Origin of the sequence: Streptomyces brasiliensis (assembly GCF_014647875.1) — a bacterium.
GTDB lineage: Bacteria > Actinomycetota > Actinomycetes > Streptomycetales > Streptomycetaceae > Streptomyces > Streptomyces brasiliensis.
In genome coordinates this window covers 24,490-40,406 of the sequence record NZ_BMQA01000003.1, presented here as the reverse complement: position 1 = coordinate 40,406, position 15,917 = coordinate 24,490, and the positions used below count along the sequence as shown (strand labels likewise).

Sequence of the window (15,917 nt, the reverse complement as noted above, 5' to 3'; positions counted from 1 at the left end):
GTCCTACCGTGCCTCCTGGTCGCTGTCCGGTACCCGCGCCGCCCGCATCGGCAGTTGCTCGGCCCGCCGTCGGCCCGTCCCGTTCTGCCGGGCCGGCCGCTCGTCCCGGTCGCGCAGCGCGATGTTCAGCCCGTCCCACAGCGTGCCGTCGGTGCGGTCACGCGGATCGGGGTCGATCAGCACCACACCGATGACCTGGATGCGCTGGTCGGCGAGCTGCCGTGCCACGGTGTGCAGCCAGGCCGCGCTGCCGTGCCCGGCACGCACGACGAGTACGGTGCGGGTGCCGAGGTACTGCAGGTCGGTCCATGCCGTGCCGGGCGCCACCGAGCCGACGCCGAGCCGGCGCTCCTGATGCGGCACGGCCGCGGCACGCTTGCCGCTGACCACGGCCGGGTCACCCGGCTTCGGACGGTGCCTGGCGAGCTGCGGGCCCGGCAGCGCGTCGACGACGACCACCGGCCCGTCGTCCGCCAGCGCCCTGGCGAGGTCCAGGGCGATCACGCTCGTGCTGCGCGCACAGCCCAGTTCGAGAAGCGACACCGGTTCCGCGGAGCCGCGCGCGGTGCGGGCCAGGGACGCGGTGAGCCGTTCGTGCGCCGCCCGGACCCGTCGGCGCCGCCACAACCGCCGCTTTCGGCGAGGCAGTTCGGCGATGACCGAGGCACCGAGGTTCGACGCGATCTCCCGGCGCAGCACAGGGCGGTCCGCCACCACCGAGCCGACCGCGGCCACCGCGAGTCCGAGGACGAGCCCGAGGACGAGCCCGACCGCGGCGTTGGTGGCAGCGGTCCTGGGCAGGGAGTGCCGCACCGCGCGCGGTGCGTCCACGATCTGTGTGCCGGCGACCAGTTGGGGCGTGCCGATGCGCGCGTCCTCGGCGCGCTGACTGAAGTCGGTGATCCGCGAGGTGAGTTCGGCCCGGCGGGCGAAGAGGGACTCCAGGTCCGCCGACGCCTTCGGCCCGCTCTCCGCCGATCCGTCCCCGATCGCCTTGTTGACCTTGGCGAGTTCGCCCTGCATGCGGTCACGCTGGTCGAGCAGGGCCTTGGCCTCGGCGCTCGCCGCGTCCTGGATCCGCTTCACATGGTCGGCGACGAACGCGTCGGCCAGCGCCTTGGCGCGGGCCTCCGCGTCGGCGTCGCTGTCACCCGTCACCGTGATCTGCAGCAGGTTGTTGGTCAGGCCGATGCCCGAGTAGTCCCGCATGAAGTCCTCCGGCTTCTCCGGAGAATGGAGGGACTTGAGGGCCTTCTCTGCGATCCGTGTGGTCTGCAGCAGCCCCACATCGGTGCGGATCAGGGTTCCGGGGTCGTTCGGCTGGTCCTCCTGATGCGCGACCAGCACCTTGGCCACCGCGGTCGGCGGCGCCGGCAGCAGCACCGCCACCGCCGCGCCCACGAGCAGCCCCAGCAGCCCGACGGAGGACCAGAAGCGGCGCCGTCTGCGCACCGCCACCACCAGCGCCTGCAGGTCCAGCAGCGGAGTGGCGGCCGACGACTCCGCAGTCGTACTCGTCGTCACCGTGAACTTCCCTTCGCGTCGTGACCGCCCGCGAGCACCGGCGCGGCGGCTCCCCGGGGGCGGTCGGCGGACCGCGCCGGAAGGACTCGCACCCTGCCGGCGACGACGATGCCGACGACCTCGTGCCCGGCGTCCGCGCACGCCTCGGCGATGCCCTCGAGTTCCCCCGCGGTCCAGCAGCCCGCGCTGAGCACGACCAGGGCACCGGACTCCTCGCCGCGGTCCGGCACCATCGGCTGGGACACCGAGACCTCCACGACCCGCAGCAGGGGATCGCTCTCGGCCTCGACGACGAGCTGCCGGGCGGCCCGGCGGGCGATCTCGTCACCGTCCGGGACGACGACCACCAGCCGCCGGGGCGACGGCAGCCGGTCCCGAAGGCGGGTGCACACGCGCCGATAGCGCAGCTGCCGGCCCGCCTCGTCGCCGGACACCTGCGGGGCCGGGACGTCCCACCGGACATCGACCCCCAGCAGCCGACGGAGCAGGGCCCGCGGGCCCCGCCCTCCCGGCCGCTGCGTGTGCCGGTCGGCGGGTACGTCGACGGTGCCCAGCAGCGCCGAGCCCAGCGCCGCCGCGATCTCCGGCTGGGTGCGCAGCCGGCGGCTCATCCGGGCCGCGGTGAGATGGCCGATGACCCCGAGCAGGAAGAACAGCAGTGCCCCCGCGACGACGAGCTGGATCCTCGTCGGCGGTGCCTCGCTGGTCGGCCGGGCCGACGGCCCCATCACGACCATGTTGGCCTTGCTGGCAGCCGGGTCGGCCTGGCCCAGCTTGTTGATGGCCTCCTGCAGCGAGGTGCGCAGCTTCTCGAGCTCGGTGCGGGACTGCACGCTCTCCACCGTCTGCCCCGGATCGGCCGCATCGGCCAGCTCGGTGATGCGGCGGTTGGTCTTCACCACCATCTGCCGCAGTGCCTCGAGCTCCGCCGCCGCTTCGGGATCGGAGTTTTCGTCCACGATCCGCGCGGCGAACGTGACGAACTGCTGTGCCACCTGGTCGGAGAGCTGCTGCGCGCGCTCCGGGGTGTCGGCCGTGCCGGAAATCTTGATGATGTTCCCGTCGGCGGCCTTGGCGCTCACCTGGTCCCGCAGCTCGCTCTTGCTGACCCCGGCCCAGTGGAGCGTGTCGGCCGCCTGGTCGACCACCACCGAACTGGTCGCGATCTCCTCCTGGGTCAGCAGCTCGCGGTCCTCCCACGCCCCCGGCAGCAGCACCGAAGCCGACGTCGTGTAGCGCGGCGGAAACAGCAGCGAGGTGCCGTACCCGGCGAGCGCGCCCAGGAGGGCGAGGACGGCGAGCAGCCGGCAGCGCCGACGGATGATCCGCCCGATGGTGACCAGGCGTATCGTGTCATCGTTCAACGGTGCGGCCTCCGCCCTGTGCACGGTCCGGGTCGCCCGCCACTGCCGAAGCGCGGTCACCGCAGGCGGCGGCGTAGGCGGCGAGCAGCGATCGCTGGGAGTTGCGCCAGGAGAGCGGCCCGCTGATCCGCTCCTGGCCGATCTTGCCCATCAGGGCCCGCTTCTCCGGATCGTCCAGCAGCAGCGCGATGAGCTTGGCGAACTCGGCCTCGTCGTTGGCGGGCGCGTAGACGGCGGCGTCACCGGCGGAGACGCGCGCCTCCCGGAGGTCGAAGGAGACGAGCGGCCGGCCCATCACCATGTACTCCAGGACCTTGTTCATGGTCGACACGTCGTTGAGCGGATTGTGCGGGTCGGGGGAGAGGCACACGTCCGCGGTGGACAGATAGCGCACCAGGTCGGCGTCCGGGATGCGCCCGGTGAACTGCACCTGCTCCGAGAGCCCCAGCTCCCGCGACAGCTCCACCATCGCCTCGAAGGTGTCGCCGCCGCCGACGAACACCGCGTGCCAGTCGGTCCGCCCGACCTCGTCGCGCAGCTTCGCAAGAGCCCGCAACGCGTAGTCGACGCCGTCCTGCGGGCCCATGACGCCGAGATAGCACAGCAGATGGGGCTTGCCGCGCTTCAGCTCGGGCTCGGGCGGTACGGGGTGGAAGCGGTCGATGTCCGGTGCGCTGCGCACCACGAAGACGTCCTCCGGCCGCCGGCCGCCACGGCGCACCGCGGTGTCCCGGTAGCTCTCGTTCGTGGCGAGCACGACGTCGGCGGCCCGGTAGGTCATCCGTTCCAGTGCGCGCACGCCGCGGTAGAGCAGATCCTCGCCGCGGCCGAACCGGGACAGGTACAGCTCGGGAACCAGGTCGTGCTGGTCGAAGACGAACCGCGCGCCGCGCCGCTTCAGCCACAGCGCCGGCAGGAACAGCAGATCGGGCGGGTTGCAGGCGTGCACCACGTCGACCGGCCCGACCTTCCGGGCCAGCCGCAGGGTGTGCCACAGCGCCGATCCGTACTCCCGCAGATAGCCGGCCGGACCTCCGGTGGCCGCGCGCAACGGGTAGCGGTGGATGCGCACCCCGTCGATCTCGGCCTCCGGCTCGGTGTCCCGTTTGCTGCCCTGGGGGCAGATGACGTGCACCGTCCACCCGGCGTCGCGCAGGGTCGTGCACTCCTGCCACACCCGCCGGTCGAATGGCACCGACAGGTTCTCCACCAGGATCAGCGCACGCCGGTCCGGCCGTCCGCCACTGGTCGTGTCACCAAGCAAGGCCCATGTACCCCGGTTCGGCCCGGCGCGCCTCGGCGTCGGGAAGGCGGATGAGATCGACTATCAGCGGGCCGTCGCCGCCCCGGGGGAGCGCCGACAGCACGGTCGGCTCCTTGGTCCCGACCAGGCACACCTCGGCGTGGTCGAGGACCTCCTCGACGGAGTCCGCGAGCAGTTGCGCGAGGTGTGGCAGCCGGTTCTCGATGTACTCGCGGTTCGCGCCGAGCAGCCGCGAGAGGCTCACATTGGCGTCGTAGATCCGCAGGTCGTACCCCTTGCCGAAGAGCCTCTCGGCCAGTTCGACGAGCGGGCTCTCCCGGAGGTCGTCGGTGCCCGGCTTGAAGGACAGTCCGAACAGGCCCACCCGGCGCTTGCCGGTGCGCTCCACCATCTCCACCGCCCGTTGCAGATGGTCGGCGTTGGAGGGCAGCACATGGGCGAGGATGGGCACCGAGATGTCGGCCCGCTGCGCCGCGTGGACCAGGCTGCGCAGGTCCTTGGGGAGGCAGGAGCCACCGAAGGCGAAGCCGGGCCGCAGATAGGCGGGGCTGACGTTCAGCTTGCGGTCGGCCAGGAACACGTCCATGACCTGGTGGGAGTCCACCCCGAGCGCCTGGCACACGGCGCCCAGCTCGTTCGCGAAGCCGATCTTGAGTCCGTGGAACGCGTTGTCGGCGTATTTGATCGCCTCGGCCGTCGGCACCGGCACCCGGAACACCTCGCCGGGCAGGCCGTCGTACAGGGCCGCGACCGCGTCGCCGCTCGCCGTGTCCAGCTCGCCGATGACGGTCTTGGGCGGGTCGAAGAAGTCCTTGACACTGGTGCCCTCACGCAGGAACTCCGGGTTGACCGCGACCCCGATGTCCACCCCGGCCGTGCCGCCGACGTACTTCTCCAGGATCGGTACCAGCAGGTTCAGGCAGGTGCCTGGCAGCATGGTGCTGCGGAACACGACGGTGTGCCGCCCACCCCGCTCGGCCAGCGCGGCGCCGATCTGCTCGGTGACCCGCTCCAAGTACGTGGTGCACAGGCTGCCGTTGGGCTCCGACGGCGTGCCCACGCAGACCAGCGACACCTCGCTGCCCATGATCGCCTCGCGGACGTCGCCGGTAGCGCGTAACGCTCCGGTCCGCACGACCTCGGCGATGAGCTCGCCGATACGCTCCTCGACCACCGGGGCCTTGCCGTCGTTGACCAGGTCGACCTTCACCTGGTTCACGTCCACCCCGATGACCTCGTGACCCATGCTGGCCAGGCACGCGGCTGACACGCAGCCCACGTAGCCGAGCCCGAAAACGCTGACCCTCATGACCCGTTCCTCCCCCCAGGCAGGCCCTCCCGGCCTGCGGTCCGCGCGGCGGCCGGACGACGACCCCCGCGCATCAGTAGGCCCCCTGCCCGTAGAGCACCGCACGCAGCGTCTTCCACAAGATCACTGCGTCCAGGGCGAGCGACCAGTCCTCCACGTACCGCAGGTCCAGCCGGACCGCCTCCTCCCACGAGAGGTCGCTGCGTCCGCTGATCTGCCACAGGCCGGTGAGTCCGGGCTTGACCAGCAGCCGCCGCCGGATGTCCGGGCCGTACGCAGCGGACTCCTCCGGTAACGGAGGCCGCGGACCGACGAGCGACATCGATCCGGTGAGCACGTTGAAAAGCTGCGGGAGCTCGTCGATCGAGTACCGGCGCAGCACTGCTCCCACCCGGGTCACCCGCGGATCCCGACGGAGCTTGAACAGCAGGCCGGCGCCCTCGTTGCGGTCGGCCAGCTCGGCACGTGCCCTGTCAGCCCCGGCGACCATGGTGCGGAACTTGAGAATGGTGAACTCGCGGCCGTCCTTGCCGACCCTGCGCTGGCGGTAGAACGCCGCACCCCGACTGTCCACCAGTACGAGCAGCCCGACGAACACCATCAGCGGCGCGAACAGCATCAGCAGGATCGCTGCGCCCATCCGGTCGACGACCACTTTGACCGCCCGGCGGCCCCCGGTGAAGGTCGGCATGCTGACCCGCAGCAGCGGGATCCCTAGCACCGCGTCGATGTGCAGCCGCGGTCCGGCCACCTCCATCAGCACGGGGGCAACGACCATCTCGGCCTCGCTGCCTTCGAGGTTCCAAGCCAGCCGCTGCAGCCGGTGCGGTGACCAGTGCGGGTCCGGTGTGACCGCGACGACACGGTAGCCGTCGCGGCGGACGTGGTTGGCGACGTCCGCCAGTCGGCCGACGACCGGCACTCCGTCGAGTTGGTCACCGTCGACCCCGAGACCGTCCGTCGTGCACACCGCATCCACCCGCCAGCCGAGGTGCGGGAACTTGCGGGTTCGGGTGATCAGGTCGCGCACGGTGGCCAGGCTCCCGGCAGCGAGTACCGGTCGCAGGCACCGTCCTTCCTTCCGCTGTTTGTGCAGCCAGAGGCGCAGCAGATACCGCTCGGTCATGGTGATGAGCGCGGTCGCGGGGATCGCGACGAAGATCCAGAGCTTGATGTTGCGCGAGGTGAGGGCGATCCCGCCGAGCGCCAGTACGACGGTCGCCGTGAACAGTGAACGTCCGAGCCGACGGAATTCCTCGGCGCCCTGGCCGAGCACGGCCGGAGCCCACGACCGGCTCACCGCAAGCGCCCCCAGCACCAGCAGCTCGGTGCCGAATGCGAGAATTCCCCACTTCTCGTGCCAGTTGGCCGCGTCCCGAGCCCCGAAGAAGTTGCCGATCGCCGCCACCACGAAGGCGGTGGCCACGGTATCGCTGGTGATCACGGTACGGCGGTACCGCTGCTCCCAGTCGATCGCGGGCCGGCTGATTGCCCCGTTCGCCAGACGCTCGCCCGCCGACGGAAACGGGCTGACTATTCCCCCTTGCCGCACAGAACCCCCCAGGTCCCCAGTGGTTCGACGTGTTCGCCCAACACTGTTCCTCCCCCCGGGAGGCCCCCGCCCCCCGCACTGTTCCGCCCCCGGGAGGCCCCCGCCTCCCGCGCCGCGCTGTTCTTCCCCCCGGGAGGCCCCCGCCTCCCGCGCCGCGCTGTTCTTCCCCCCGGGAGGCCCCCGCCTCCCGCGCCGCGCTGTTCTTCCCCCCGGGAGGCCCCCGCCCCCCGCGCATGACAACCCGGCTATTTCAGAGCTACTTGAACAACCCGCCCTGCGGCAGCAGACCCGCATGGCCTGCCAGACTCTCGAGACGCGCGGGAACCCGTCGAAACCCCGGATGCTCCCCGCACCCAAGGCCCCTCTCGGGCTCCAAGAATTGATCACCCCCACGTCCGGCGCCGGGGACGCGACTGCTGGTCTTCCGTAGCGCCGGACCTATAGATCATTATTGGTCGCCTCGTGCCCGAACAGCTGAAGCACGGTCAATCTAGACCATCGGGGCCGGGATGAAGAGAGGATGTGTGTAATTTGTGTTCAAGCTTTGAGGCCGGATCCACCGGTCGGTGACCGCCTACGGGTGCCTTGACGCCGGCGTGCGCCCCACGGGCTCGCCCGGCCCCCGGGCGCGGCTTCCACGCGGTAGTGATCGACGAGCTGCCGCGGGCCTTCTACGACGCCCAACTAGGCAACGACTTCCCGCTGTTCGTGTACTACGGCGTGCCGCTGTGGGTGCCCGAGGAGGGCGGGGTGATCGACCCGGACGACGAGGCGCACGACTTGATCGTGTCGGTGTTCGGCGGCAGGTCCCAGGGTGAGCGCAATCGCCTCAAGGTCCGGTGCATGCCGCGATGTCGGACCAGGCGCTGATCGGGGTCGTGACGCCCGTGAACGGTCCTGTCCCGAAGACGACTGACGCCGCTCGGATCCTGAGTCCTCAGTCCTGCACTCGCCCGGAGGGACGTCCTGGGTCGGCGCCGGCGGCTCCTTGACGGCTCAGACCCTCGAACAGCACGGCCGTGAGGGAGTCGGCCAGGGTCGGCACGGGGAGGTTTCCGTCGGGTCTGTACCACTCGATGAGGGAATTCACGGTACCGAACAGCAGGCGGCTGGCGAGGTGGGGATCAATGTCGTCGCGTATGCCGCCCTCGGCCGCGGCGCGTATGGCCAGGTCGGCGACTCGGTGGTCGAACTCGCGCCGCCGCGCGAGGGCCTGCCTCTCGGTTTCGCTGTTGCCGTGCAGCCGCAGCAGCAGGGTGACGTACGGCAGCTCGGCCGCCAGCACCTCGACGCTGCGCCGTACGACGTGCCGCAGCCGAACCGTTGCCGACGTGTCCGGTGCCGGGCCCTCGTCCAGTACGGCGAACAGCGCGTCCAGAGCACGGGTGACGGCGAGGTGGAGCAACTCCTCCTTGCCGGCGACATGGTGGTAGATGCTGGACTTGCTCAGGCCGAGGCGCCGGGCCAGATCCTCCATGCCGGTGCCGTCGTAGCCGCGCTCGTTGAAGACCGCCACCGCGACTTCCAGGAGGGAGTCACGGTCGTAGGCGGGCCGCTCCGCGCGCCGTGCGGGGCGGCCGATGGGCGTGTTGCTCATCCGTTCATTGTCGCAAGGAAACGGGTCAGGCCCCACGCTGGTCCTTGATCCGGCGGAGCTTGCCGAGGGAACGCTCCAGGGTCTCGGGCTCCACGATCACCACCTCCACGGTCACGCCGACGCCGTCCTTCACGCCCTTGGCGATCATGCGGGCGGCAGCCTCCCGCTGCTCCGGTCCCGTGCCCGGCCTGGCCTCCACGTTGATGGTCATGTGGTCCATTCGTCCCCGTGTGGTCAGCTGGATCTGGAAGTGCGGGGCGACACCGGGGACGCGCAGGACCACCTCCTCGATCTGGGACGGGAAGACGTTCACCCCGCGCAGGATGATCATGTCGTCGCAGCGGCCGGTGATCTTCTCGATGCGGCGGAAGCCGGGACGGGCGGTGCCGGGCAGCAGTCGGGTCAGGTCCCGGGTGCGGTAGCGGATGATCGGGAGCGCCTCCTTGGTGAGCGAGGTGAAGACGAGTTCACCGCTCTCGCCGTCGGCGAGGACGTCGTCCGTGATCGGGTCGACGATCTCCGGGAGGAAGTGGTCCTCCCACACGTGCAGGCCATCCTTGGTCTCCACGCACTCCTGCGCTACGCCGGGGCCCATCACCTCGGACAGCCCGTAGATGTCGACGGCGTGGATGCCCATGCGCTCCTCGACCTCACGGCGCATCGCCTCCGTCCACGGCTCGGCGCCGAAGATGCCCACCTTCAAGGACGTGGTGCGCGGGTCCACGCCCTGTCGCTCGAACTCGTCGAGCAGGGTCAGCATGTAGGAGGGAGTGACCATGATGATCTCGGGCTGGAAGTCCTGGATGATCTGGACCTGCCGGGCGGTCATGCCGCCGGACGCGGGGATCACGGTGCATCCGGCCCGTTCGGCGCCGTAGTGGGCGCCGAGGCCTCCGGTGAACAGACCGTAACCGTAGGAGATGTGGACCTTGTGGCCGGGGCGGCCGCCGGCGGCACGGATCGAGCGGGCGACCACGTCCGCCCAGGTCGACAGGTCCTTCTCGGTATAACCGACCACCGTCGGGCGACCGGTCGTGCCGCTGGAGGCGTGGATGCGCCGTACGTCGGACATGGGGACGGCGAACATGCCGAAGGGGTACGTCTCTCGCAGGTCGGCCTTGGTCGTGAAGGGGAACCGGGCCAGGTCCTGCAGGGTCCGGCAGTCGTCGGGCGTCACGCCGGCCTGGTCGAACTTCTTGCGGTACAGCTCGACGTTGTCGTAGGCGTGCCGCAGTGTCCGGCGGAGGCGGCGCAGCTGGAGGGCTTCCACCTCCTCGCGCGGCATCCGCTCGGCATCGTCCAGCAGCTCCGCCGGAAGGGGTTCGCCGTGGCGGAGCGTGGTGCCCACCGGTGCGGTCGGTTCGCTGGTCATTGCGGCTCCTCGAATTCCTTGCTCCGAACACTGCGGCTGCGGCCGCGGAACTCCGCGATCACCGTCTCGCCGCGTACAACGCTCACGTCGTAGATGCCGCTGCGACCGAAACGGGTGATCTCCCGAGCGGTGGCCGTCAGCACGTCTCCCTCACGGGCGGGCGCCACGAACGTGACATCCGCTCCGGAGGCGACCGTGACCGGGCCGTGGCTGTTGCAGGCACAGGCGAAGGCGGTGTCGGCGAAGAGGAACAGATATCCGCCGTGAGCGGTCCCGTGACCGTTGACCATCGACTCCGTCACGGTCATGCGGAGCACCGCGGTCCCTTCACCGTGCTCCAGCAGTTCGATGCCGAGAAGACGGGAAGCCTGGTCGGCGGCGAACATGCGCGCCGTCGGATCCGCGAGGGCGGGCGTTGCATCTGTCATGACTTATACCACCTTGTGTACCGACCGAACATTCGGTTAGCGTGCGGCGTGGCCAAGTAATTCAAGCCGTGCCAGGGCCTGTCAAGAGGGAGTCATATGCATCACGCAGCCACTGAGGTGCCCGATCTCTTCGCCCGCCATCGCGCCCTGCTGGAACAGGCGGAGGCCGCGACGGAGAGCCGGAAGCACTGGACGCCCTATCCCGAGTCGCCCAGCAAGTCGGTGTACGGCGAGGACGCCGCCAAGCTCGGCGAGGCGGCCTTCCGGGAGCAGATCGGCAGGCCCTTCGACCTTCCCGGACACCCGGCGGAGGGGCGCGTGGCGCCCGAGGAGCACTCTCCGTACGGCTTCCCGCTGGGCATCAGCTATCCCCGTCTCTCGCCGGCCGCGGCCGTGGCAGCCGCCAAGGACGCCACGGCGGCCTGGCGCAAGGCCGGCCCGGACACGCGCGCCGGGGTCGCTGCGGAGATCCTCGCCCGGCTGAACGCGGCGAGCTTCGAGATCGCCCACGCCGTGCAGCACACCACGGGCCAGGCGTTCGTCATGGCCTTCCAGGCGGGTGGCCCGCACGCCCAGGACCGCGGCCTCGAGGCCGTCGCTTACGCGTGGGCGGCGCAGAAGAAGCACCCGGCCGCCGCCCGCTGGAGCAAGCCGCAGCGCAAGGGCGGTGCCCTGGTGCTGGACAAGACGTTCACCCCCGTCGGCCGAGGCGTCTCACTGCTCGTCGCTTGCAACACCTTCCCCACCTGGAACGGCTATCCGGGCCTGTTCGCCTCGCTCGTCACCGGCAACCCGGTCCTGGTCAAGCCGCACCCGGGCGCCGTGCTGCCCCTGGCGATCACCGCGCGCATCGCCCGCGAGGTGCTGGCGGAGGCGGGCTTCAGCCCTGATCTCGTCCTTCTGGTCACCGAGGCGCCCGGTGGCCGGGACGCCGCCACGCTCGCCCTGGACCCGGATGTGCGGATCGTCGACTTCACCGGTTCCACCGAGTTCGGCGACTGGCTGGAGACCAACGCGCGCCAGGCCGCCGTCTACACCGAGAAGGCCGGCCTCAACACTGTCGTGCTGGACTCCACCGACGACTACCGCGGTCTGCTCGGCAACCTCGCCTTCTCGCTCTCGCTGTTCAGCGGGCAGATGTGCACCACCCCGCAGAACCTGCTGATCCCGCGCGAGGGAATCGCCACCGACCAGGGCCCGCGGACGGCCGACGAGTTCGCCGCCGACCTCGCCGCTGCCCTGGACAAGCTGCTCGGCGACCCCGCCCGTGCCGCCGGCACGCTGGGCGCGATCGTCAACGACGGTGTGCGCCACCGGCTTGACGAAGCCGCCGAGGTCGGCCGTACGGTGCGCGCGTCGACGCCCGTCGCGCACCCCGAGTACGCCGAAGCGGACGTGCGGACGCCGCTCGTGGCGCGGCTGGACGCGGAAGCCGACCGGGAGGTCTACACCCGGGAGTGGTTCGGGCCGGTGTCCTTCGTGATCGGCACCGACTCCACCCGGCACAGCCTGGACCTGTTCCGCGAGACGGTGCGCGCGCACGGTGCGCTGACCGCCGCCGTCCACTCCACCGAGGAGGAGGTGCTGGCCGCCGCCGAGGAAGCCGCCCTGGACGCCGGTGTCCACCTCTCCGAGAACCTCACCGGCCAGGTCTTCGTCAACCAGTCTTCCGCCTTCAGCGACTTCCACGGCAGCGCCGCCAACCCCGCGGCCAGCGCCACCCTGTCCGACGCGGCCTTCGTCACCGGCCGCTTCGCCGTCCTGCAGTCCCGCCGACCCGTTGCCACCGTCGAGGAGTCCGCCTGATGCCCGAAGACGTCTACCTGATAGACGGAGCGCGCACCCCGCAGGGCCGCTACGGTGGCGCCCTGGCCTCCGTACGCCCCGACGACCTGGCCGCCCTCGTGGTCGGGGAGGCCGTGCGCCGCTCCGGCATCCCGGCCGAGGCCGTGGACGAAGTGATCCTCGGCGCGGCTAACCAGGCCGGCGAGGACAACCGGGACGTAGCCCGCATGGCGGTCCTGCTGGCCGGGCTGCCGCACACCGTGCCCGGCTACACCGTCAACCGGCTCTGCGCCTCGGGCCTGACCGCAGTCGCCTCGGCCGCCCAGGCGATCCGCGCCGGCGAGGCCGACCTGGTCGTGGCCGGCGGCGCGGAGTCCATGACGCGCGCCCCGTGGGTGATGCAGAAGCCCGGGACTCCCTGGGCCAAGCCGGGGGAGGTGCAGGACACGTCACTGGGCTGGCGGTTCACCAACCCCCGCTTCACGGCCGCCGACCGTGCCGTTCCCGCAGGTGCCGGACCCGACACGGCGAAGCACACCCTGTCGATGGGTGAGACGGCCGAAGAGGTGGCCGCGCTCGACGGCATCACCCGTGCCGAGTCCGATGCCTTCGCGCTGCGCAGTCACCAGCGGGCCGTCGCCGCCCAGGAGGCCGGCCGCTTCGACCGCGAGATCGTGCCCGTCCCCGTGAAGGACGGCGAGGTCACGCGAGACGAGGGCCCCCGCCCTTCGACCACGCTGGAGAAGCTCGGCACGCTTCGCACCATCTTCCGCAAGGACGGCATCGTCACCGCCGGTTCCTCCTCGCCGCTGTCCGACGGGGCCGCCGCCCTCGTCGTGGCGAGCGCGACGGCCGTGGACCGGTACGGGCTCACCCCTCGGGCTCGGATCGTCACCTCCGCCTCGGCCGGTGTCCAGCCGCACATCATGGGGCTCGGACCGGTCCCCGCCACCGAAAAGGCCCTCTCCCGGGCCGGCTGGCAGGCCGCGGACCTCGACGCCGTCGAGCTGAACGAGGCGTTCGCCGCCCAGGCCCTGGCCGTGATGCGGCGCCTGAAGCTGGACGAGGACAAGGTCAACGCCGAAGGCGGAGCCATCGCACTGGGGCATCCCCTGGGCTGCTCCGGCGCCCGCATCCTGCTGACCCTGCTGGGGCGTCTGGAGCGGGAGGACGCCCGCAGGGGTCTGGCGACCCTGTGCGTCGGCGTCGGCCAGGGCGTCGCGATGCTGGTGGAGCGGGTGTGAGCGTCATGGCCTACGAAACCCTCCTGGTCGAGGAGCGCGACGACCGGGTCGTCGTCACCCTGCACCGGCCCGACGCCCGCAACGCCATCAGCGGGCAGATGATCGCCGAACTGCACGACGTCTGCACCGAGCTGGAGCGTCGGCCGAGGCTGCTGCTGCTCACCGGCCACGGCCGGGTGTTCGCGGGCGGTGCCGACATCGCCGAACTGCTGGGGCGCGGCCGGGACGAGGCACTGCAAGGCATCAACAGCCGCCTGTTCGAGCGGGTTCGCCGACTGCCCATGCCGACCGTCGCCGCGGTCGACGGCTGGGCCCTGGGCGGCGGCGCCGAACTGGCCTATGCCTGCGACCTGCGCATCGCCGGGCCCGATGCCGTGTTCGGCAACCCCGAGCCGGGGCTCGGCATCCTCGCCGCGGCCGGGGCCTGCTGGCGGCTGCCCGAGCTGGTCGGCGAGTCGGTCGCCAAGCAGGTGCTGCTCGCTGGCCGGAACCTCGACGCGCAGGCGGCCCTGGCCGCCGGGCTCGTCCTCGACGTCGTACCGGCCGAGAAGCTCCTGGACGAGGCGCATGCGCTGCTCGACCGCATGGCCCGGTCCTCCGCCACGGCCCTGCGCCTGACCAAGCTCGTCGTCGACTCGCCCGGTGCCCACCCGGTCGCCGACGACCTGGCACAGGCCGTGCTCTTCGAGGGCGAGGACAAGAAGGACCGCATGACCCGCTTCCTGGAGAAGAAGAGGAGCCGAGCGTGATCACCACCGCACCCGCACCGGCCGTCGTCGGGGTGATCGGCGGCGGCCGCATGGGCGCCGGCATCGCCCAGTCCTACGCGACCGCCGGGTCGACCGTCACCGTGGTCGAGAACGGCGCCGCGGCCGCGGCCGCCGCCCTGGACCGGGTGGCCACGGGACTCAAGCGAGCTGCCGAACGCGACCTGCTCACCGAACCGGCCGAGGCGGTTCTCGCCCGCGTGTCCACCGTGGAATCGGTGGACGCGCTGCCCGCCGAGGCCGACCTGGTCGTGGAGGCCGTCCCCGAGGACTCCGCGCTCAAGGCCCGCGTCCTGGCCGCCGCCGAACGGGCGGTGAGCACGACGACGGTGCTGGCCAGCAACACCAGCTCGCTGTCCGTCACCGAGCTGGCCGCCGCCCTCACCCGTCCCGGCCGCTTCCTGGGCATGCACTTCTTCAACCCGGTGCCCGCCTCGGACCTGGTCGAGATCGTGGTTGCGCCGGGCACGGACGCCGCCACGGTCGAGGCGGCCCTGCAGTGGACGCGCTGCCTCGGCAAGAAGGACGTCGTCGTCAAGGACTCGCCCGGCTTCGCCAGCAGCCGTCTCGGGGTCGCTCTGGGGCTGGAGGCCATCCGCATGGTCGAGGAAGGCGTGGCCGAGCCCGAGGCCATCGACAACGCCATGAGCCTCGGCTACAAGCACCCCATGGGGCCTCTGCGCCTGACCGACCTGGTCGGTCTGGACGTGCGCCTGGCCATCGCGGAACACCTGCACGCCACCCTCGGTGAGCGGTTCGCGCCACCGCGCCTGCTGCGCGAGAAGGTCGCCCGGGGCGAACTCGGCCGCAAGAGCGGACAGGGGTTCTACTCATGGCAGTGACCGCCGGAACGACACCGGAGCCGGCCGCGGCCGACGGACCCACTGTCGAGTACACCCTGCGAGACGGTGTCGCCGTGATCGAACTGCGCAGGCCGTCGGCGGGCAATGCCCTTGACGCCGCTCTGCGCCACGGGCTGCTGGCGGCCGTGCGGAGAGTCCGCGCCGACGGTGAACGGGTGCGCTCGGTTCTGCTGGCCGCACAGGGCAGACACTTCTGTGTGGGGCAGGACCTCAAGGAACACGCCGCGGCCCTGGAGACCCGTCCCGAGGCGGCCTTCGCCATCGTGCGCGGAGAGTACAACCCGCTGGTGGCGGGGCTCCGCGCGCTGCCCCAGCCGGTGGTCGCGGCCATCGAGGGCGCCTGTGTCGGCGCCGGGCTGGGCCTCGCGCTCTGCGCCGACCTCCGGGTGGCCGCCGAGGGCGTCCGCTTCGCCACCGCCTTCACCGGGATAGGGCTGGCCGCCGACAGCGGGCTGAGCGGAGCGCTCACGCAGGCGGTGGGACAGTCCCGGGCCGCCGCCCTGATGCTGCTCGGCGACCGGTTCGGCGCCGAGGAAGCCGAGCGGTGGGGACTCGTCCACCGTGTCGTGCCGGACGGCACGGCGACCGACCAGGGCTTCGATCTCGCCCGGCGTCTGGCCACGGGCCCCACCGCCGCCTACGCAGAGGTCAAGTCGCTGCTGCAGGTCGGGGCGCGCCGTGAGCTGCCGGCACTGCTGGAGGCGGAGGCCGAGGCTCAGGAACGGCTGGGGCGGACGAAGGACCACCGTGCGGCGGTGCAAGCCTTCCTGGACGGACAAATCCCCTCCTTCGCGGGGAACTGACAGGCCTCCGGCACTTGCCGAACCACAGGGGGCTCGTCATATCAT

The 15,917-nt window shown here is 71.3% G+C and carries 13 protein-coding genes and 1 pseudogene; 6 read left to right on the top strand and 8 right to left on the bottom strand.

The features are described from left to right. Nucleotides 1–3: 3 nt before the first annotated feature. The 5 genes and pseudogenes from IEZ19_RS06080 to IEZ19_RS06060 form a co-directional block, all read right to left on the bottom strand. The gene (locus tag IEZ19_RS06080; protein ID WP_189309970.1) at nucleotides 4–1,524 is read right to left on the bottom strand and encodes a Wzz/FepE/Etk N-terminal domain-containing protein; all 1,521 of its coding nucleotides are present in this window, start codon (nucleotides 1,522–1,524) and stop codon (nucleotides 4–6) included. Beyond that, on the bottom strand, nucleotides 1,521–2,888 hold the full coding sequence (locus IEZ19_RS06075; protein WP_189309969.1) for a Wzz/FepE/Etk N-terminal domain-containing protein: 1,368 nt from the start codon (nucleotides 2,886–2,888) through the stop codon (nucleotides 1,521–1,523). Before IEZ19_RS06075 ends, IEZ19_RS06080 begins: the two co-directional genes overlap by 4 nt. Beyond that, a pseudogene (locus tag IEZ19_RS06070) lies at nucleotides 2,885–4,152 on the bottom strand (glycosyltransferase family 4 protein). Before IEZ19_RS06070 ends, IEZ19_RS06075 begins: the two are co-directional and overlap by 4 nt. Next, nucleotides 4,142–5,461: a nucleotide sugar dehydrogenase gene (locus IEZ19_RS06065; protein ID WP_189309967.1), complete on the bottom strand. Its 1,320-nt coding sequence runs from the start codon at nucleotides 5,459–5,461 to the stop codon at nucleotides 4,142–4,144. Before IEZ19_RS06065 ends, IEZ19_RS06070 begins: the two are co-directional and overlap by 11 nt. Before the next feature lie 73 nt (nucleotides 5,462–5,534). Next, entirely contained in the window at nucleotides 5,535–7,013 is a 1,479-nt protein-coding gene (locus IEZ19_RS06060; RefSeq protein ID WP_189309966.1) for a sugar transferase, read from the bottom strand. A gap of 645 nt (nucleotides 7,014–7,658) precedes the next feature. Between IEZ19_RS06060 and IEZ19_RS06055 the strand changes: the two genes are divergently transcribed. Continuing rightward, entirely contained in the window at nucleotides 7,659–7,883 is a 225-nt protein-coding gene (locus IEZ19_RS06055) for a hypothetical protein (protein ID WP_189309965.1), read from the top strand. Between the two features lie 67 nt (nucleotides 7,884–7,950). Here the strand turns inward: IEZ19_RS06055 and IEZ19_RS06050 are convergent, their stop codons facing one another. From IEZ19_RS06050 to paaI, 3 genes are read right to left on the bottom strand one after another with little or no spacing between them, the layout of a single operon-like run. Then, on the bottom strand, nucleotides 7,951–8,610 hold the full coding sequence (locus IEZ19_RS06050) for a TetR/AcrR family transcriptional regulator (RefSeq protein WP_189309964.1): 660 nt from the start codon (nucleotides 8,608–8,610) through the stop codon (nucleotides 7,951–7,953). 25 nt (nucleotides 8,611–8,635) lie between these two features. After that, complete coding sequence (paaK, locus tag IEZ19_RS06045; protein ID WP_189309963.1) at nucleotides 8,636–9,982, bottom strand: phenylacetate--CoA ligase PaaK; 1,347 nt, start codon at nucleotides 9,980–9,982, stop codon at nucleotides 8,636–8,638. Further along, nucleotides 9,979–10,410 carry a hydroxyphenylacetyl-CoA thioesterase PaaI gene (gene paaI / locus IEZ19_RS06040; protein ID WP_189309962.1) on the bottom strand — a complete coding sequence of 144 codons (432 nt, stop codon included), beginning with the start codon at nucleotides 10,408–10,410 and terminating at the stop codon, nucleotides 9,979–9,981. Before paaI ends, paaK begins: the two co-directional genes overlap by 4 nt. Nucleotides 10,411–10,506: 96 nt before the next feature. On the opposite strand from paaI, the gene paaN reads away from it, so the two are divergent. From paaN to IEZ19_RS06015, 5 genes are read left to right on the top strand one after another with little or no spacing between them, the layout of a single operon-like run. After that, nucleotides 10,507–12,216 (top strand): phenylacetic acid degradation protein PaaN, encoded by a 1,710-nt coding sequence (paaN, locus tag IEZ19_RS06035; RefSeq protein WP_189309961.1) that lies wholly within the window; start codon nucleotides 10,507–10,509, stop codon nucleotides 12,214–12,216. Then, nucleotides 12,216–13,439 (top strand): thiolase family protein, encoded by a 1,224-nt coding sequence (locus IEZ19_RS06030; protein ID WP_189309960.1) that lies wholly within the window; start codon nucleotides 12,216–12,218, stop codon nucleotides 13,437–13,439. Before paaN ends, IEZ19_RS06030 begins: the two co-directional genes overlap by 1 nt. Before the next feature lie 5 nt (nucleotides 13,440–13,444). Then, a complete protein-coding gene (locus IEZ19_RS06025) occupies nucleotides 13,445–14,188 on the top strand; it encodes an enoyl-CoA hydratase/isomerase family protein (protein ID WP_189309959.1) in 744 nt (247 codons plus the stop codon). After that, the gene (locus IEZ19_RS06020) at nucleotides 14,185–15,048 is read left to right on the top strand and encodes a 3-hydroxyacyl-CoA dehydrogenase family protein (RefSeq protein WP_373296921.1); all 864 of its coding nucleotides are present in this window, start codon (nucleotides 14,185–14,187) and stop codon (nucleotides 15,046–15,048) included. Before IEZ19_RS06025 ends, IEZ19_RS06020 begins: the two co-directional genes overlap by 4 nt. After that, a complete protein-coding gene (locus tag IEZ19_RS06015; RefSeq protein ID WP_189309958.1) occupies nucleotides 15,039–15,872 on the top strand; it encodes an enoyl-CoA hydratase/isomerase family protein in 834 nt (277 codons plus the stop codon). Before IEZ19_RS06020 ends, IEZ19_RS06015 begins: the two co-directional genes overlap by 10 nt. Nucleotides 15,873–15,917 lie beyond the last annotated feature (45 nt).